This is a genomic window from Stenotrophomonas sp. S39, assembly GCF_016624665.1.
In the GTDB taxonomy this organism is placed as follows: domain Bacteria; phylum Pseudomonadota; class Gammaproteobacteria; order Xanthomonadales; family Xanthomonadaceae; genus Stenotrophomonas.
In genome coordinates, this window is the sequence record NZ_JACVTT010000093.1 from 1 (window position 1) to 17,788 (window position 17,788).

General features: G+C 69.2%; 13 protein-coding genes. 6 read left to right on the plus strand and 7 right to left on the minus strand.

Translation table 11 applies throughout. The features are described 5' to 3' along the window. Positions 1 to 181: 181 nt before the first annotated feature. From IAE41_RS18580 to IAE41_RS18590, 3 genes are all read right to left on the minus strand, one after another. The gene (locus IAE41_RS18580; RefSeq protein ID WP_200734119.1) at positions 182 to 2,971 is read right to left on the minus strand and encodes a TonB-dependent receptor; all 2,790 of its coding nucleotides are present in this window, start codon (positions 2,969 to 2,971) and stop codon (positions 182 to 184) included. 221 nt (positions 2,972 to 3,192) lie between these two features. After that, complete coding sequence (locus IAE41_RS18585; RefSeq protein ID WP_200734120.1) at positions 3,193 to 3,852, minus strand: energy transducer TonB; 660 nt, start codon at positions 3,850 to 3,852, stop codon at positions 3,193 to 3,195. A 331-nt stretch (positions 3,853 to 4,183) separates the two neighbouring features. Further along, the gene (locus tag IAE41_RS18590) at positions 4,184 to 4,921 is read right to left on the minus strand and encodes an SIMPL domain-containing protein (RefSeq protein WP_200734121.1); all 738 of its coding nucleotides are present in this window, start codon (positions 4,919 to 4,921) and stop codon (positions 4,184 to 4,186) included. Positions 4,922 to 5,051: 130 nt separating this feature from the next. On the opposite strand from IAE41_RS18590, the gene IAE41_RS18595 reads away from it, so the two are divergent. The 4 genes from IAE41_RS18595 (at position 5,052) to tldD (ending at position 12,547) form a co-directional block, all read left to right on the plus strand. Continuing rightward, entirely contained in the window at positions 5,052 to 5,660 is a 609-nt protein-coding gene (locus tag IAE41_RS18595; RefSeq protein ID WP_200734122.1) for a Maf family nucleotide pyrophosphatase, read from the plus strand. Then, complete coding sequence (gene rng / locus IAE41_RS18600) at positions 5,653 to 7,140, plus strand: ribonuclease G (protein WP_200734123.1); 1,488 nt, start codon at positions 5,653 to 5,655, stop codon at positions 7,138 to 7,140. Before IAE41_RS18595 ends, rng begins: the two co-directional genes overlap by 8 nt. A 30-nt stretch (positions 7,141 to 7,170) precedes the next feature. Continuing rightward, on the plus strand, positions 7,171 to 11,037 hold the full coding sequence (locus IAE41_RS18605) for a YhdP family protein (RefSeq protein ID WP_200734124.1): 3,867 nt from the start codon (positions 7,171 to 7,173) through the stop codon (positions 11,035 to 11,037). A 64-nt stretch (positions 11,038 to 11,101) separates the two neighbouring features. After that, complete coding sequence (gene tldD / locus IAE41_RS18610) at positions 11,102 to 12,547, plus strand: metalloprotease TldD (RefSeq protein WP_079222680.1); 1,446 nt, start codon at positions 11,102 to 11,104, stop codon at positions 12,545 to 12,547. 41 nt (positions 12,548 to 12,588) lie between these two features. Here tldD and yjgA read toward each other — a convergent pair whose 3' ends face one another. Beyond that, a complete protein-coding gene (gene yjgA, locus IAE41_RS18615) occupies positions 12,589 to 13,176 on the minus strand; it encodes a ribosome biogenesis factor YjgA (RefSeq protein ID WP_079222679.1) in 588 nt (195 codons plus the stop codon). A 68-nt stretch (positions 13,177 to 13,244) separates the two neighbouring features. Between yjgA and pmbA the strand changes: the two genes are divergently transcribed. Then, entirely contained in the window at positions 13,245 to 14,612 is a 1,368-nt protein-coding gene (gene pmbA / locus IAE41_RS18620; RefSeq protein WP_200734125.1) for a metalloprotease PmbA, read from the plus strand. Positions 14,613 to 14,699: 87 nt separating this feature from the next. After that, complete coding sequence (locus tag IAE41_RS18625; RefSeq protein WP_079222677.1) at positions 14,700 to 15,062, plus strand: DUF4870 domain-containing protein; 363 nt, start codon at positions 14,700 to 14,702, stop codon at positions 15,060 to 15,062. Positions 15,063 to 15,179: 117 nt separating this feature from the next. Here the strand turns inward: IAE41_RS18625 and IAE41_RS18630 are convergent, their stop codons facing one another. Genes IAE41_RS18630 through tilS form a run of 3 tightly spaced genes read right to left on the minus strand, consistent with a single transcriptional unit; the run spans position 15,180 to position 17,631 of the window. Then, positions 15,180 to 16,058 (minus strand): farnesyl diphosphate synthase, encoded by an 879-nt coding sequence (locus IAE41_RS18630; protein WP_200734126.1) that lies wholly within the window; start codon positions 16,056 to 16,058, stop codon positions 15,180 to 15,182. Next, the gene (locus IAE41_RS18635) at positions 16,048 to 16,308 is read right to left on the minus strand and encodes an exodeoxyribonuclease VII small subunit (RefSeq protein WP_079222675.1); all 261 of its coding nucleotides are present in this window, start codon (positions 16,306 to 16,308) and stop codon (positions 16,048 to 16,050) included. The genes IAE41_RS18630 and IAE41_RS18635 overlap by 11 nt, the downstream gene beginning before the upstream one ends. 36 nt (positions 16,309 to 16,344) lie before the next feature. After that, positions 16,345 to 17,631, minus strand: a complete 1,287-nt coding sequence (gene tilS / locus IAE41_RS18640) for a tRNA lysidine(34) synthetase TilS (RefSeq protein ID WP_200734127.1) — start codon at positions 17,629 to 17,631, stop codon at positions 16,345 to 16,347. Positions 17,632 to 17,788: the final 157 nt, after the last annotated feature.

Here is a 17,788-nt window from a genome sequence, read left to right on the forward strand (position 1 = left end):
ACTTGACTGTTAATCAGGGGGTCGTTGGTTCGAGTCCAACTTCGGGCGCCACCTTTGAAAACCCGCATCGCGAGATGCGGGTTTTTTTTGTGCGTTTGCCAAGGCACGCACATGCCCGGCGTGACGCAAAAAACAAAGGCCCGGGCAGTTGCCCGGGCCTTTGCAGGTGACGCGCCTTCGATTACTTGAAGGTGTACTTGGCGCCGACGGTGAAGTAACGGCCAATGGCGCCGCTGAAGTGCAGCGGGTTGTAGTTGACCGCACCGTAGGTGCTGGGGTCGAGCGGAGCGATGCGATCGAACACGTTCTGCACCGATGCGTTCAGTTCGAAGGCTTCGGTGATGTTCCAGCGGCCGGACAGATCGAAGGTGGTGAAGGAGGAAATCTTCTCCACCGGCGAACCATCTTCATAGAAGGCCAGGTAGTCGCCACCGCGGCGGTCCTTGTTCTCCATGCTGTCGATGTAGTTCACCACGCCGCTGACGCTCCACGGGCCCTGCTTCCAGGTGGTGCCGAAGTTGATCTTGTCCTGCGGCGTACCGATGCAGTTGGTCACGTCGCAGTTGCCGTGGGTGCCGACGTAATCGACGGTGGTGTCACCCTCGGTACGTTCGAACTTCAGGATGTGGCTCCACTGCAGGTCCATCTCCAGCTGGCCCGGACCGAGGTCGAAGGTCTGGCGCACGTCGGTGTCGATACCGCGGACACGCGAGGAGTTGGCGTTCACGTAGGCCGTGTTGACCGCCAGGATCGTGCCGCTGTTGAGCACGCCACCGATGTTATTGGAGTCACGCAGCACGTTGCCGGCGGCGATGGCGTCGGCGGTGCTGCCCTGCGCGATTTCGTTGGTGCGCTTGATTTCCCAGGCGTCAACGGTCATCGAGGTGCTGGAGGTCGGCTGCAGCACGATACCCACCGAGTAGCTCTTGGACTCTTCCGGCTTCAGGTCCTTGTTCGGGCGGGTGATGATCGCCACCGAGCGCGCGGTGCACTCGTTGGCCGGATCGATGCCGCAACGCACCGGATCGCGTGCGTTGGAGAAGGCGGCCAGGCCACCGTCACCGTTCTCGGCCGGGTTCGGCGCGCGGAAGCCTTCGGCGTAGCTGGCGCGCAGGGCGATCCAGTCGGCCGGGGTCCACTTCACACCCAGCTTCGGCGTGGCCTTGCCTTCACCGCTTTCGTACTTGTCGTAACGCACGGCGCCGGACAGTTCCAGCGATTCCAGCACCGGCGCGGACAGTTCGGCGTAGCCGGCGTACACGTTCTGGGTGCCGTCATAGGCCGAGTAGCCCAGGCCGATGATCTGGCCAGCGTCGGTGAACGTCTGCGGGGTCAGGCTGTTGCTGGTCCTGCGCCACTCGGTACCGAAGGCCAGGCCCAGCGGGCCGCCCTTCAGGTCCATCAGGCTGCGCGAGATGGTGAAGTCGAACATGTCCAGGCTGGACTTGGCACGGGCGCTGATGGTCGGGCTGATCGCATCGTAGACCGACTGCGGCGTCTGCGACGCGTTGTCGCCGATGCGCCAGGTGCCGTACGGGCAGGCCGGGTTGCCCAGCACGCAGCGCACGGCGTCGTAGTTCAGGAAGCCGGTGCGCTTGTTGACCAGGTCGGTGCCCGAATGCAGGTAGGCGGTGTCGTAGCTCCACTCACCCCAGTTGCCCTTGGCGCCCACCAGGAAACGGTTGAACTCATTGGTGTTGTCGGTCACGCGCGGGCCCACGTCCCAGGCGCTGTAGCGCAGGCGCGCAGCGTAGGGCAGCGGGTTGTCCGGGTGGCCGGCATACAGCATGGTTGCGCCCGGGCCGCTGTTGGCGTTGACCGGGCCGCCCGGGTAACCCCAGCCGCCGGACACGCCGGACGGCGTGTTGCTGAAGATGGTTTCCTTCTTCGAGTAGCCGATCTCGGTGTAGATCTCACCACCTTCACCGAAGGCGAAGCTGGCACGACCGAACACGTTGACGTACTTCTCTTCCGGGCTCAGGTCGCGGTACAGCTGTGCCGGATCCCACAGGCAACCCTGTGCCTGGGCGGTGGCATCGGTCTGGCCCGGGATGGTGCTCAGGCCCGCACAACCGGGCAGGGCGACCAGGTGGCCGGTGTTGTCGAACACCGAGCCGTTCGGGCCGGTGCCGCCGGCCGTGCCGCCGGACAGGTAGGCGCCACCCAGGAACTGCGCATCGGCGGCATCGTAGCCCCAGCGGCGGATGTCGCCGGTGCCGATCCACTTGCGGTTCTTGCGGTCGCTGATCTGGATGCGGTCGGTCTTGCCGACGTCCAGGCTGAAGAAGGCGTTCCAGCCATCGCTGGCGAGGTCGCCGGTACCGGCGGTCAGGGTGGCCTTCTTGGCATCGCCGTCGCCATCGCCGGACACGCCGTAGGAACCACGCAGGATCGCGCCCTGGAAGTCGCTGCGCAGGATGATGTTGACCACGCCGGCGATCGCGTCGGAACCGTAGATGGCCGAGGCGCCGTCCTTCAGCACTTCCACGCGCTCGACGGCGTCAAGCGGGATGGTGCTGAGGTCGGTGAACACCTTCTGGCCGTCGTCGGCCAGGCCGTAGGTCGCCATGCGGCGGCCGTTCAACAGCACCAGCGTCGAGCCGGCGCCCAGGCCGCGCAGCGAAATGCCCGCGCCGCCACCGGCGAAGCCGTTGCCGAAGGTCTTGGGAATGGAGCCGGCGCCGTCGGCGGTCAGCGTCTGCAGGTATTCGGCGACCGTGGTCTTGCCGGTGCGGTCGATTTCCTGGCGGGTCACCACCTGCACCGGGGACGGCGTTTCGGTGTTGGTGCGCGGGATGTTCGAACCGGTGACCGTGATGCGGTCAAGGTTGGTGGCCTGTTCCTGTGCGAAGGCAGAGGAGGAGACCGCGGCGCCGGCCAGCAGCAGGGTGCCGCCAGCGAGGATATGGGTGATGGAAGTTGCCAGGTGGTTTTGGCGGCGGCTGGCGGGCCGTTGGATCGGGTGTTTCACAGCTTCTCTCCTGACTGGAAAACTCGAGCATTGAGGGCTGTCACCCGGTGTGCCCCGGGGACGCATCAATCTAGGTTTCTGGCAGGTGACGACGGTGTGAAGTTTTACTGAATTCGTAACGATCTTTCGACCAAAGCGAAATGTTCTGGTGTGAACGACTATTGACGGGGTACAGGCGGCGCGTGTGGCCGGCCCGGCAGTGCGCCGGGCCGGCACGAGCCTTACTGCGGCAGGGAGAACTGCACCGGCACCATGCCGATGGCCGCTACCGCCTGGCCATCACGCTCGGCCGGCACGAAGCGCCAGTGGCGCAGGACCTGCTGCCGGGCCGCCTGGTCCAGGCTGCGCGAGCCACTGCTGCGCTCGATGCTGACATCCACCGGCTGGCCGCTGGGGTCCACCTCGACCCGCAGCAGGACGGTGCCCTGTTCGTGGTTGCGCAGGGCCTGCACCGGGTAGGCCGGCGGCGGGGCGCTGCGGTACTGCAGCTGCACCCTGGCCATCGGGGTGGAGGGCGCCACGCTCGGCACCGCCTGTACCGGTGCCGGTTCGGCGGCGGGCAGGATGATGCCCTGGGCTTCTTCCAGCGTTGCGGTCGGGGTGGGCAGGGGCGGGACGACCGTCGGCGTGGTCTTCGGCTTGGGGTCGACCTTCACCTGGACCAGCTCCGGCGGCACCGGGGTCGGCTCCGGCGGTTTCGGTTGCTCCTTGGGGATCAGCCTGACTTCGGTACTGTCGCGGGGAAGGGCGGTGATGGCCTGGTAGGTTGCCGGGATGAGCAGCAACAGGAAGGCCAGCAGGTGCAGGGCAATGGCCGCGCTCCAGGCGGCGACGCGGGCGGGATCGAACTGCAGCGGTACAACGGGATACGTACGAACCATGGTCCACCTCCATGCCAGTGACGAAGTCCTCAACGCACCAGGGCCGCCATCGGGGTTGCCGCACGCGGCTGGCAGTCAATCATTAGCGCCGGCGCCCGGCCACTGCCTAGAGGCAGGGTCACTGCCGTTGGGCTGGCCTTCATGAAGGGGTAGCGCCGGGCCATGCCCGGCGGGAGAAGACGCGCCGCTGCGTTCGCGGGGCACGGCCCCGCGCTACCCATGTGCCGGCACCGTGCGACCCATCTGCCGGTAGCGCCGGGCCATGCCCGGCGGGAGAAGACGCGCCGCTGCGCTCGCGGGGCATGGCCCCGCGCTACCCGGGCGCGCGCGATCAGCGGCCCAGTTCGAACACCACGTCCAGGTTCACCGACACGGTCGATTCACCGGGCGCGACCGGGGTGGCCTTGTCCATCGCCGCACCGGCGGCCATGGCCCGCATCATCGGCATCGGGCGGAAGCCGCCGTTGCTCTTCTCGGAAATGCTGACGATGCGGCGCACCTGCAGGCCCAGCGACGTCGCATAGGTCTGGGCGCGGGCCTGGGCCTTCTTCAGCGCGGCCAGGCGGGCTTCGTCATAGACCGGCTCGGGCTGGTCGATCTCGAACTGCGGGCCGTTGATCTGGTTGGCGCCCTGGGCGGCCAGGGCATCGAGCACCTTGCCCAGCTTGGCGATGTCGCGCACCTTCAGGCTGACCGTGTTGCTGGCCTGGTAGCCGGTGATCTTCGGCGCTTCGTTGTCGGCATAGCGGTACTGGGGGTTCAGGCTGACGCCGCTGGTCTGCACGTCGCGCTCGGCGATGCCGGCGGCCTTGATCGCGGCCAGCACCTTGTCCATCTGCTGGGCGTTCTGGCGCATGGCGCTGTTGCCGTCGGCGGCCTGGGTGACCACGCCGGCCGACAGGGTGGCCACGTCCGGCACGCGGGTGGCCTCGGCATTGGCCGAGATGTTCAGCAGGGTGCCTTCGGCCGCGGCGGCGATCGACGGCGACGACGGGGCGGCGTGGGCGGTCATCGAGGCTCCAAGAGCGAGGGACAGGGCGAGCAGCAGCGGGGTGACGGTGCGGCGCATGGGATCTCCTTGTTGTGGCGGTGAGGGTGGTGTCGTAGCGATGAACGCGCTGTGAGTCCGTTCGGGGTTTGAGGCGTGCCGGGCGGGGTTGCCGACGATTCAGGCAGCGCCCTCAGGTTATGCTGTGCCGATGCTCTATCTTGCTTCCCGCTCCCCCCGACGCAACCAGCTGCTGGCCCGACTCGGACGCCCCTTCCAGGCCCTCGACCTGGAGGTGCCCGAGGTGCGCGCGGCTGCCGAAAGCGCCGAACACTATGTATGCCGCGTGGCGGCCGACAAGGCGCGCGCCGGCCTGGCCGCGGTGCTGGCCAGCGACCCGCAGGCGCGGGTGCTGGGCTCGGATACCGAGGTCGTGCTCGACGGCGAGGTGTTCGGCAAGCCGGCCGATGCGGCCGACGCGCGGGCGATGCTGGCACGGCTGGCCGGGCGCACCCACCAGGTGATGACGGCCGTGGTGGTGGTGGGCGCTGGCGGGCTGGACAGTGAACTGGTCGTTTCCGAGGTCACCTTCGCCACGATCAGCGCGGCCGACATCGCCGCCTACGTGGCCACCGGCGAGCCGCTGGACAAGGCCGGTGCCTACGCCATCCAGGGAGGCGCCGAGCGCTGGATCGAACACCTTTCCGGCAGCTACTCCGGCGTGATGGGGTTGCCGCTGCTTCATACCGATCGTCTGCTGGCGCGCTGCGGCGTGCCGGCCCCCATTGCCGATGCCGCCAGGGAGGCTGCCGATGTCTGAGGAAATCCTGGTCAATGTGACCCCGCGCGAGACCCGGGTCGCGGTGATCGAGAACGGCATGCTGCAGGAGCTGCACATCGAACGCGGCTGGCGCCGCGGCGTGGTCGGCAACATCTACAAGGGCAAGGTGCAGCGGGTCATGCCCGGCATGCAGGCGGCCTTCGTCGAGGTGGGCCTGGAGCGCGCCGCGTTCCTGCACGCCAACGACGTGGTGCGGCCGGCCCCGGTGGCCAGCGCCGACACCGAGCACACCACCCTGCCGCCGCCGTCCAGCGTGCCCATCGTCGAGCTGCTGCGCGACGGCCAGGACATCGTGGTGCAGGTGGTGAAGGACCCGATCGGCACCAAGGGCGCCCGCCTGACCACCCAGATCAGCATTCCGTCCCGCTACATGGTGCTGCTGCCGCAGTCCAAGGTGGTGGGCGTGTCGGCGCGCATCGAGGATGAAAGCGAGCGCGCGCGGCTGAAGGCGCTGGTGACCGAGCTGTCGGCCCAGCATGGTGGCTATGGCTACATCGTGCGCACCAATGCCGAAGGGCAGCCGGCCGAGGCCATCGCCGAGGACGTGGCCTACCTGTCGCGCGTCTGGAACGTGGTCGAACGGCGGGGCCGCGAAGCCCCCTCGTGCAGCAACATCTATGAAGACCTGAGCCTGCCGCTGCGTTCGGTGCGCGATCTGATCCGCAAGGACGTGGACAAGGTGAAGGTCGACTCGAAGGAAACCTTCGCCCAGCTGCAGGCCTTCGTGGCCAAGTACATGCCGGTGCTGGCCGAGAAGCTGGAGCTGTATTCGGGCGACCGGCCGATCTTCGACATGTTCGGGGTGGAGGACGAGATCGGCCGCGCGCTGGACAAGCAGGTGCCGCTGAAGTCCGGCGGCTACCTGGTCATCGACCAGACCGAGGCGATGACCACCATCGACGTGAACACCGGCTCGTTCCTTGGCCAGCGCAACCTGGAAGAGACCGTGTTCCGCACCAACCTGGAGGCCGCGCAGGCGGTGGCCAGGCAGCTGCGGCTGCGCAACCTGGGCGGCATCATCATCATCGACTTCATCGACATGGATGACGCCGAGCACCGCCGCCAGGTGCTGCGCACGCTGGAAAAGGCTTTGGCCCGCGACCACGCCAAGACCACGGTGTACGACTTCTCGCCGCTGGGCCTGGTCGAGATGACCCGCAAGCGCACCGTGGAAAGCCTGGAACGGCAGTTGTCGGAGACCTGCCCGCAGTGCAGCGGGCGAGGCTCGATCAAGACCACCGAGACGGTGACCTACGAGATCTTCCGCGAGATCACCCGCGCGGTGCGCCAGTTCGAAGCGGCGCGCCTGCTGGTGATCGCCTCGACCAAGGTCGTGGCGCGCATCACCGACGAGGAGTCGGCGGCGGTGGCCGAGCTGGAGGAGTTCCTCGGCAAGAGCATCCGCTTCCAGGCCGATGAGCAGTACCTGCAGGAGCAGTTCGATGTTGTTCTGCTCTAAAGCATGCGGGCCGGGCATCGGTCGAGGCCGATGAGCGCGCCGCCGCGCCTGCGACTGCGAAGGATCCGCCGTCATCTCGTTGCTGCATGCGCGGTCGGTCTGGTCGTGCTGGCGCTGCTGGTGGGTACGCTCAGCCAGCTGCTGCCGTTGGCCGAGCGCCATCCCCAGGCGATTGCGGCCTGGCTGAGCGAGCGCGCCGGGCAACCGGTGCGCTTCGAACAACTGGACACCGCCTGGACCCGCCGTGGCCCGCTGCTGCAGCTCAAGGGCCTGCGCATCGGCGCCGGGCAGGGGCTGGCCATCGGCGAGGCCGAAGTACTGGTGTCGATGTACAGCGGCCTGCTGCCGGGCCGTTCGCTGACCGAACTGCGCCTGCGCGGCCTGGCCCTGGACCTGCAGCAGGCCAGCGATGGCCGCTGGTCGGTGCGAGGGCTGCCGCAATCCAGCAGCGGTGATCCGCTGGATGCGCTGCGCCGGCTGGGCGAACTGCAGGTGATCGGTGGCCGCCTGGGCGTGCATGCGCCCGGCCTGGGCGTGGATGCCACGCTGCCGCGCATCGACCTGCGCCTGCGCGTGGATGGCGACCGCCTGCGGGTGGGCGTGCGCGCCTGGGCGCAGACCGATGCGCTGCCGCTGACGGCGGTGCTGGACCTGGACCGCCGCCACGGCAACGGCCAGGCATGGCTGGGTGCCGACCCGGTCGATTTCCATGCGTGGTCGCCGCTGCTGGCGGCCGGCGGCGTGCGCCTGCGCGAGGGCAAGGGCGAACTCAACCTGTGGCTGGCCCTGCGCGATTTCGCGCCGGTGGCCCTGACCACCGATTCGGACCTGCGCGAGGTGCGCATCGATGGCGCGCCCCTGCCGGGGATGACCACGCCGGGCCTGCAGCTGCAGCGCGTGCAGGCCCGCCTGCGCTGGCAGCGCCAGGGCGACGGCTGGGCGCTGCAGGTGCCGCGCCTGCGCCTGCAGGCCGGGCCGGACCAGCAACAACTCGATGGCCTGCAGGTGCAGGTGGGCAAGCAGCTGCGGATCAGCAGCGGGGCGGTGCAGGCCGGTACCGCGCTGCGCGCGCTGGCCCTGAGCGACCGCCTGGAACCGGGCCTGCGGCGCTGGCTGTACCTGTCCAGGCCGCAACTGGACGTGCAGGCGCTGCAGTTGCAGGGCGAGCGCGACGGCCCGCTGTGGGCGCAGGGTGAGCTGCAGGCGCTGGGTTTTGCCAGCGTCGGCGATGCCCCCGGCGTTCGAGGCCTGGGCGGACGCTTCGAAGGTGATGCCGATGGTTTCAGCCTGCAGCTGAAGCCGCAGCAGGAACTGCAGTTCGACTGGCCGACCGGCTTCGGCGAGCGCCACGACCTGCACCTGGCCGGGCAGATCGTCGGCTGGCGCGATGAAGCCGGTGGCTGGCGCATCGGCACGCCCGCCATGCGCGTGGAGGGCACCAATTACGCGGCCGACGTGCGGGGCGGGGTCTGGTTCCAGGGCGATGGCACGCGGCCGTGGCTGCAGCTGGCTGCCAAGCTGGACGACGTGCCGATGACCGCCGCCAAGCGGTTCTGGATCCATTCGAAGATGAGCAAGGGCGCCACTGACTGGCTGGATGCCGCCCTGGTCGGCGGCCAGGTGCGCGGCGGCATCGGCCTGGTCAGCGGTGACCTGGACGACTGGCCGTTCGACAACAACGATGGCCGCTTCGAGGCCACCGGCCACATCAGCAACGGCGACATCCGCTTCCAGCACGACTGGCCGCTGATGGGCCAGGTCGACGCCGACATCGCCTTCATCGGCCCCGGTTTCCACATGCAGGGCCGTGGTGACCTGGCCGGCGTGGCGGTGCAGAAGTTCGAGGCCGGCATCGAGGATTTCGGCCATGCGCCGCTGTACGTGCGTGCCGACAGCCAGAGCGAGGCGGGGCGGCTGCTGGCGATGCTGCGGCAGAGTGGCCTGCACAAGGATTACGGCGATACCCTGGACAACCTCGTGGCCAGCGGACCGGCCAACGTGCACTTCGACCTGCTGCAGCCGCTGCACCACGACGAAAGCGGCGGGCACCTGCAGGGCACGGTGGACCTGGCCGGCGTGAAGCTGGTGGACAAGCGCTTCGATCTGGAATTCGACGCCATGCAGGGCCAGGCGCGTTACGGCAGCGGTGGTTTCGCCGCCGAGGACCTGGCGGTGCGGCACCTGGGCCAGGACGGCCGCCTGAGCCTGCGCGCCGGCGGCTACGTGCGCGATCCCGCGCGGGCCTTTGAATCGGAACTGGCCGCACGCCTGGATGCCAAGGTGCTGATCGACCGTGCGCCGGAAATGGCCTGGTTGAAACCCTATCTCGAGGGCACCTCGGCCTGGACCATTGCGGTCAACCTGCCCAAGGTGGCACCCGGTGCGCCGGCCCCGACGAGCGAACTGCGCCTGCATTCGGACCTGGTGGGCACCCGCCTGGACCTGCCGGCGCCGCTGGACAAGCCGGCCGCCGATGCGCTGGCGACCACGGTGTCGGCGCAGCTGCCGATGGGCGATGGCCGCATCGACGTGGCCTTCGGCCAGCGTCTGGCGCTGGCGGCGCGCACCCACAACAACCAGACCGGCGTGCAGGTGACGATGGGCAGCGACCGCGTCGACCGCGATCCGCCGCCCAGCGGGCTGGCCATCAACGGCCGCAGCCCGACCCTGGACGCGCTGGAATGGATCGGCCTGGCGCGTGGCGCCGGTGGCGATGGCGACCCGATGCCGCTGCGCGCGGTGGACGTGCAGGTCGGCAGGCTGATGCTGATCGGCGGCATCTTCGAACAGACCCGCCTGCAGCTGCGGCCGGGCGCGCAGGCGCTGGACGTGCGCCTGGACGGCCCGTCGCTGGCCGGTCGCCTGAGCGTCCCCAATGCCGATGGCGGCACCATCAGCGGCCAGCTCGACCGTGTGCACTGGCAGTCCTCGCCGGCAGCGCCCGGGGCGGACACTGCCGCGGCACCGGCGCGGCCGCAGACCGGTGCCGATGACATGGACCCGGCCAAGCTGCCGCCGTTCGCACTGGACATCGCCGACCTGACATTCGGCAAGGTGGTGCTGGGCCAGGCCGTGCTGCGCACGCGCCCGCTGGGCAACGGCCTGAACGTGGACACCCTGCGCTTCCGCGCGCCGGACCAGGAGATCGACATCACCGGCCGCTGGCTGGGCAAGGGCGAGGGCGCACGCACCGAACTGACCGCAAAGGTGCGTAGCCAGGACCTGGGCGGGCTGATGCAGAACCTGGATTACGCCGGCCAGCTGCGCGGCGGCTCCGGCCAGGCGCAGCTGCAGGCCGCGTGGGCCGGTGGGCCGTCCGATTTCCAGCTGGGCAACCTGCAGGGCACGCTCGACATCGACGCACGCAATGGCCAGCTGCTGGAACTGGATCCCGGTGCCGGCCGCGTGCTGGGCCTGCTCAGCGTGGCCCAGCTGCCGCGTCGCCTGATGTTCGATTTCCGCGATTTCTTCTCCAAGGGCTTTGCGTTCAACCACATTGAAGGCGGCATGCAGTTCGCCGATGGCATGGCGCGCACGGACAAGGTGCTGATCGAAGGCCCGGCGGCCAACATCACCATCCGCGGCCAGACCGACCTGCGCCAGCAGCAGTTCGACCAGACCATCGACGTCAACCCGCGCGCCGGCAACCTGCTGACCGTGGTCGGCGCGGTGGCCGGCGGGCCGGTGGGCGCCGCGCTGGGTGCGGCCACCAATGCGGTATTGTCCAAGCCACTGGGCGAGATCGGCGCCCGCACCTACCGGGTCACCGGCCCGTGGAAGGAGCCCAAGGTGGAGGTGATCGAACGCAGCCGCGACCGCCCCCCGGCCCCGCCGCGCACGCCTGCACCGGCCCCGGCGGTGCCGCCGCCCGTCACCGACCTGCCGCGCCCGCGCTGAGCGTCGCGGCCCCTGTTCATCCGGCGGCCTTGCCTGGCCGCCTCCAGACCCCCAGATCGAGACCATGACTGATAACGCACTGACGCTTGCCCAGGACCGCCTGTTGCGCCCCGGTGGCCTGGACACCGCTGGCCTGGAGCGCACCTTCGGCCAGCTGCTCGGCCCCGGCGTGGACTTCGGCGACCTGTATTTCCAGCATGCCCGGCGCGAAAGCTGGAGCGTGGAAGACGGCATCGTCAAGGACGGCGCCCATTCGATCGAGCAGGGCGTGGGCGTGCGCGCCATCGCCGGCGAGAAGACCGGCTTCGCCTATTCCGATGACATCCATGCCGATGCGCTGCTGACCGCTGCGCAGTCGGCCCGCGCGATCTCCCGCGAAGGCGGCGCCCAGGCCGGGCGTTCGCTGCTGCGTGGCAACGCGCGCGCGCTGTACCCGACGCTGGACCCGATCGACAGCCTGGGCAACGAGGCCAAGGTCGAGGTGCTCAAGCGCCTGGACGGCTACCTGCGCGCCGCCGACCCGCGGGTGAAGCAGGTGATGGTGAGCCTGTCCGGTGGCGTGGATACCGTGCTGGTGGCCCGCACCGACGGCGTGCTGGGCGCCGACGTGCGCCCGCTGGTGCGCCTGAACGTGCAGGTGATCGTCGAGCAGAACGGCCGCCGTGAATCGGGCTACGCCGGCGGCGGTGGCCGCTATGGGTATGCCGAACTGTTCGCCGACGGCCGCCCCGAGGCCTTTGCCCGCGAGGCCCTGCGCCAGGCGCTGGTGAACCTGGAAGCCGTACCGGCCCCGGCCGGGGTGATGCCGGTGGTGCTCGGCCCGGGCTGGCCCGGCGTGCTGCTGCATGAAGCGGTGGGCCATGGCCTGGAAGGCGACTTCAACCGCAAGGGCACCAGCGTCTACGCCGGCCGCATCGGCGAGCGCGTGGCCGCCCCGGGCGTGACCATCGTCGATGACGGCACCCTGGACGGGCGTCGCGGTTCGCTCAACATCGATGACGAGGGCCACCCGAGCCAGTGCACCACGCTGATCGAGGACGGCATCCTGGTCGGCTACATGCAGGACAGCCTCAACGCGCGCCTGATGGGCGTGGCCCCCACCGGCAACGGCCGTCGCGAGTCGTTCGCGCACCTGACCATGCCGCGCATGACCAACACCTACATGCGTGCCGGCCAGCACGACCCGCAGGAAATGATCCGTTCGGTGAAGAAGGGCCTGTACGCGGTCAACTTCGGCGGCGGCCAGGTCGACATCACCAGTGGCAAGTACGTGTTCTCGGCCACCGAGGCCTACCTGATCGAGGATGGCCGGATCACCGCGCCGGTGAAGGGCGCAACCCTGATCGGTAACGGCCCGGAAACCATGCAGAAGGTGCGCATGGTCGGCAACGACCTGGCCCTGGACGAGGGTGTCGGTATCTGCGGCAAGGACGGCCAGAGTGTCCCGGTGGGTGTCGGCCAGCCCTCGCTGCTGATCGAAGGCATCACTGTCGGCGGTACCCAGGCCTGAGCCGGGCGATGGCCAGCGCCACCGCCCGGGCCGGCGGGGACTCAGTCCTCGTCGGCTTCGTCGGTCTCGACGTCGTCGGCTTCATCGGCCGTGGCCTTCAGGCCCAGCGCGGCCGGCAGCATCAGCGTGCGCAGCACCTGGAAGATCTCGCGGTAGGCGCGCGGCGGCTTGTTCTTCGCCTTCTCGGCCTGCGCGTTGCGCACCAGGGTGCGCAGCTGCTGGCGGTCGGCCTGCGGGTAATCGTCAAGCAGCGCGCCCAGCGCCTTGTCGCCGTCGTTCAGCAGGCGCTCGCGCCAGTCTTCGGCGCGGTGCATCATCGCCACTTCGCGGCGGCCGGTTTCACTGTTGGCGTCCAGCGCGTCGCGGATCGCGTCCAGCGTGGCGTCTTCTTCGCGGCGCATGTGCTTGGCCAGGAACGCCAGCTGCCGCTTGTGGGCGATGTGGGCGGTGATCCGCTTGCACTCGGCGATATGCGGCAGCAGGTCTTCCGGCACCGGCAGGCGCGCCAGCTGGGCCGGGGTCAGCGACACCAGTTTTTCGCCCAGGGCCAGGACATCGAGCGCGTCGCGCCGGTTCTGGCTGCGGCTCTTGTCGTGGAATTCACCGGTTTCTTCGTCGCGTCCGCGCATCGTCCCTACCTGATCTCAAAAAAAGTCGCCCGGCGTGATGCCGGGCCCAACCCGCACAGGATAAAGCATTGAACGTGATCGCCCCTGAAGTGGCCGTCGGCGACGACAGCCCGGCCCGTCTGGAACGCCTGGCCGACCTTTCCCAGCAGCTGCTGGAGCGCGCCCGCGCGCTGGGCGCCAGCCAGGCCGAAGTCAGCTGCAGCGAAGACCGCGGGATGGAAGTGAACGTCCGTCTCGGCGAGGTCGAGACGGTGCAGTCCACCCGCGACCGCGGCATTGCCGTGACCGTGTACTTCGGCCAGCGCAAGGGCAGTGCCAGCACCGCCGACCTGAACGAGGCGAGCCTTGCGGCCACCGTCGAACAGGCCTGCGCGATCGCCCGCCATACCGAGGACGACCCGGCCGCCGGTCTGGCCGACGCCGCGCTGATGGCCCGTGACTTCCCCGATCTGGACAGCTGGCACCCCTGGGCGCTGCAGGCCGACGAGGCGGTGGACCTGGCCCTGGCCTGCGAGGCAGCCGGCCGCGAGGCCGATCCGCGCATCAGCAATTCCGACGGCGCCTCGGTGTCGAGCATGCAGAGTGTCTCGGTCTACGCCAATTCGCACGGCTTCATCGGCCGTGAGCGAGGCACCCACCATTCGGTCGGCTGCGCCCTGATCGCCGGCAGCGGCGATGGCATGCAGCGCGACGGCTGGTACACCGGCGGCCTGGCCCGCCAGGACCTGGAGGCGGCCGACAGCGTGGGCCGCCGCGCCGCCGAGCGCACCGTGTCGCGGCTGCAGCCGCGCTCGCTGCCGACCGGCAGCATGCCGGTGCTGTTCTCCCCGGAGGTGGCCCGCAGCCTGGTCGGCCACCTGCTGTCGGCGGTGTCCGGTGGCGCCCTGTACCGCCAGGCCAGCTTCCTGCTGGACAGCGTGGGCCAGCAGCTGTTCCCGGACTGGATGCAGATCGAGGAACTGCCGCACCTGCGCCGGGGCCTGCGCTCGGCCGCCTTCGACGGCGACGGCGTGGCGACCCGGGCCTCGGCCCTGGTGCGCGATGGCGTGCTGCAGCGCTACGTGCTGGGCAGCTATTCGGCGCGCAAGCTGGGCCTGCAGACCACGGCCAACGCCGGCGGCGTGCACAACCTGCAGCTGGCCGCCAACGCCGGTTCGCTGCAGGAGATCGCGCGGCAGATGGGCCAAGGCCTGCTGGTGACCGAGCTGATGGGGCAGGGCGTGAACGGGGTGACCGGCGATTACTCGCGGGGCGCCGGTGGCTTCAAGGTAGAAAACGGGGAGATCCAGTATCCGGTCGACGGCATCACCATCGCCGGCAACCTGCGGGAGATGTTCACCGCCATCGAGGCCGTCGGCAGCGATGTCGACCCGCGCTCGCACATCCGTACCGGCTCGATCCTGGTCGGGCGGATGACCATCGCCGGTAATGATTGATGCCATTGATGGCGTAAGCTATGGCCGCCTGACGCGATCGGCCTGCTGCCGGTCGGTCAAGACCACCCAAAAACAAGGAGTTTTGTCGTGAGCGATTTCGAAAACGTGCCGGCCGCGTCCAGCGTGCCGAGCGACCAGCGCACCATGGCGCTGGCCGCGCACCTGCTGGGCATCTTCACCGGTTTCATCGGCGCCCTGATCATCTGGCTCATCAACAAGGATGATGCGGGCAAGGGCTTCGTGACCGACCAGTCCAAGGAAGCGCTGAACTTCCAGATCACCGTTGCCATCGCCGTGCTGGTCTGCGTGATCCTCAGCTTCGTCATCATCGGCGCCATCCTGATGCCGATCGTGTACGTGGCCAACCTGGTCCTGTGCATCATCGCCGCAGTGAAGGCCAACAACGGCGAAACCTACCGTTACCCGTTCACCCTGCGCCTGATCAAGTAAGATCCGCCGCACGTGGACGCGAAAACGCCCGGCAGTGCCGGGCGTTTTTGTGTGCGTCGCCGGTAGCGCCGGGCCACGCCCGGCGAGCGCAAAGCGCGGCTGCTTCAGCGAGCGCGATCAATGATCCCGTTCCACCGCCAGGGTCGCCAGCGCACGCAGTGCGTCTGCCTCTTCGCCATGGCTGGCCAGCACCGACTGCATGCGTGCAGCCAGCTCGCGCAGGTGCGCCTTGGCGCCATCCATGCCCAGCAGTGCCGGGAACGTGCTCTTGTCCTGCGCCTGGTCCTTGCCGGCGGTCTTGCCGAGCTGTTCGGAACTGGCTTCGACATCGAGGATGTCATCACGCACCTGGAAGGCCAGGCCGAGCGCGTCGGCGAAGTCATCCAGCTGGGCCAGCTGCGCGTCGGGAGCGTGGCCGCACAGCGCACCCATGCGTACCGCCGCGCGGATCAGCGCACCGGTCTTCAGGGCATGCATGCGGGTGAGCGCGGCCAGCGACTGCTGCTGGCCGGTGGCATCGATATCCAGCGCCTGGCCGCCGCACATGCCGGACGCACCGGACGCGTGGGCCAGGGTCTGCAGGCAGGCCACGCGCAGGCTGGCCGCCAGCGGTGCATCGGCCAGCAGGCCGAAGGCGCGTGCCTGCAGGGCATCGCCGGCGAGGATCGCAGTGGCCTCGTCGAAGGCGATGTGGGTGGTGGGCTTGCCACGACGCAGTGCGTCGTCGTCCATCGCCGGCAGGTCGTCATGCACCAGCGAGTACGCGTGGATCATTTCCACCGCCATGGCGGCGGCATCGAGCTGGTCCAGCGGAGCGCCGAACAGCTGGCCGCTGGCATACACCAGCAGCGGGCGCATGCGCTTGCCACCGCCCAGTACCGAATAGCGCATCGCCTGGTGCAGGCGTTGCGGGGCATCGGCCGGCGAGGGCAGGGCGGCGTCGAGCTGGCTTTCGATACGGTCGCGCCAGCGTGCGAACTGCGCTTCAGCCGTCATGGCTGGGCGGATCGAAGGGTTCTGCGGTTTCGGGCTGGGCCGGATCGCTGAGCAGGCGCACGCGCAGCTCGGCCTGCTCCAGCGCCTGCTGGCACTGGCGGTACAGGCCGACGCCGCGTTCGTAAGCACTGAGCGAAGCTTCCAGGCTCAGCTCGCCGGTTTCCATCTGCTCCACCAGGTGTTCCAGCGATTCAAGCGACTGCTCGAACTGGGCGACGGGGGAGGCGTTTTCGGGGGACTTCTTGGCCATGCGACAAGTGTGGACGGCAGCCGCGCGGGGGTCAATTCACCAGCCGCCGGGGCGCCACTGCAGCTGTGCGTCGTGGGCCAGCAGCCACGCCTGCAGCGGCGCGGAAACGACCACGTCGGCAGCGGCCAGCAGCTGCCCGCCGTCGAACAGCAGTGGCAGCTGCGCGCGCCGCCAGGGCGCGAGGTGTTCGCGCTGCAGGCAGTCCTTCAGCGCGTGTGAATGGGTACGGCCGGGCAGCAGGATGCGCTCGCCGCCCTGCCGCGCACGCACCTGCAGGGGCCGCTCGAATGCCTCGCAGCCCAGCAGGCGCAGCTGGCCGCCATCGGGCAGCGGGAGCGATGCGCGGCCATCCCACGCGGCCTGCCAGTCCGCCGGCAGCGCGGGCAGCAGCGCCGGCAGCAGATAGGCGTGGCCACGCCATTGCTGGATGGCGTGGTCCTGCCAGCGCACTTGCGCCTGGCGATCGCTGGGCGCGTCCAGCAGTTCCTGCTGCAGCTGCCGTAGCACCGTGGCAGGCAATGGCGCGGCGCCATGCGCGCGCACCCAGGCACGCAGCACGCGGGCACCACGCGCCGGTGACACCTGGCGCAGCAGTTCCAGTGACAGCACGCGTGGCGCCACTTCCAGGTGGGCGATCAGTTCCGCATCTTCCTCGTCCAGCAACGTGCGGGTCTGCGCGCAGTGCGCGGCACTGCCGGCCAGGGCCGTGGCCGCATGCGGCCAGCGCTGGCGCAGCAACGGAAGGACGTGCAGGCGCAGGAAGTTGCGATCGGCATGGTCCTCGCCGTTGCTGGGGTCTTCGATCCAGCGCAGGGCGTGGTGATGGGCATAGTCGCGCAGCGCGCTGCGCGCGGTGTGCAGCAGCGGCCGCCACAGGCGGTGGCCGTGCAGGAGGCTGTCTTCGGCCATCGCGGCCAGGCCATCGATGCCGGAGCCGCGCAGTGCGCGCAGCAGGAAGGTTTCGGCCTGGTCATCCTGGTGCTGGGCCAGGGCCAGCGTTTCGCCTTCGCGCAGTTCAGCGGCGAACGCCGCGCGCCGCGCCTGGCGGGCCGCGGCTTCCAGGCCCAGGCCCGCGCCGGTATCGACCTGCACGCGGTGCACGGCCAGCGCGATGCCCATGGCATCACACTGCTTCTGGCAGTGCTGCACCCAGTCATCGGCGCTGGCCTGCAGGCCGTGATGCACGTGTACCGCCCTCAGCGGCGTGCCGCTGGCCTGTGCGCTTCGTTGCAGCCAGTGCAGCAGCACGGTCGAATCCAGCCCGCCGCTGTAGGCGACCAGCAGGGGGGATTCCAGCGTGACGAGCGTGGGGAAGGTACTCACGGCGGGAAGTATAAGGGGGGGGCTGGCAGGGCTGCGCCCTGCACCCGCCGAAGCAACAGCAACAGCAACAGCGGGCTATCCGTGGGATGGCGGGGTGGGTCCGGCTGAGGGGGACGCCGTAAACCCATCCATGAAGTGACCCCCTGAAGTTGGACGG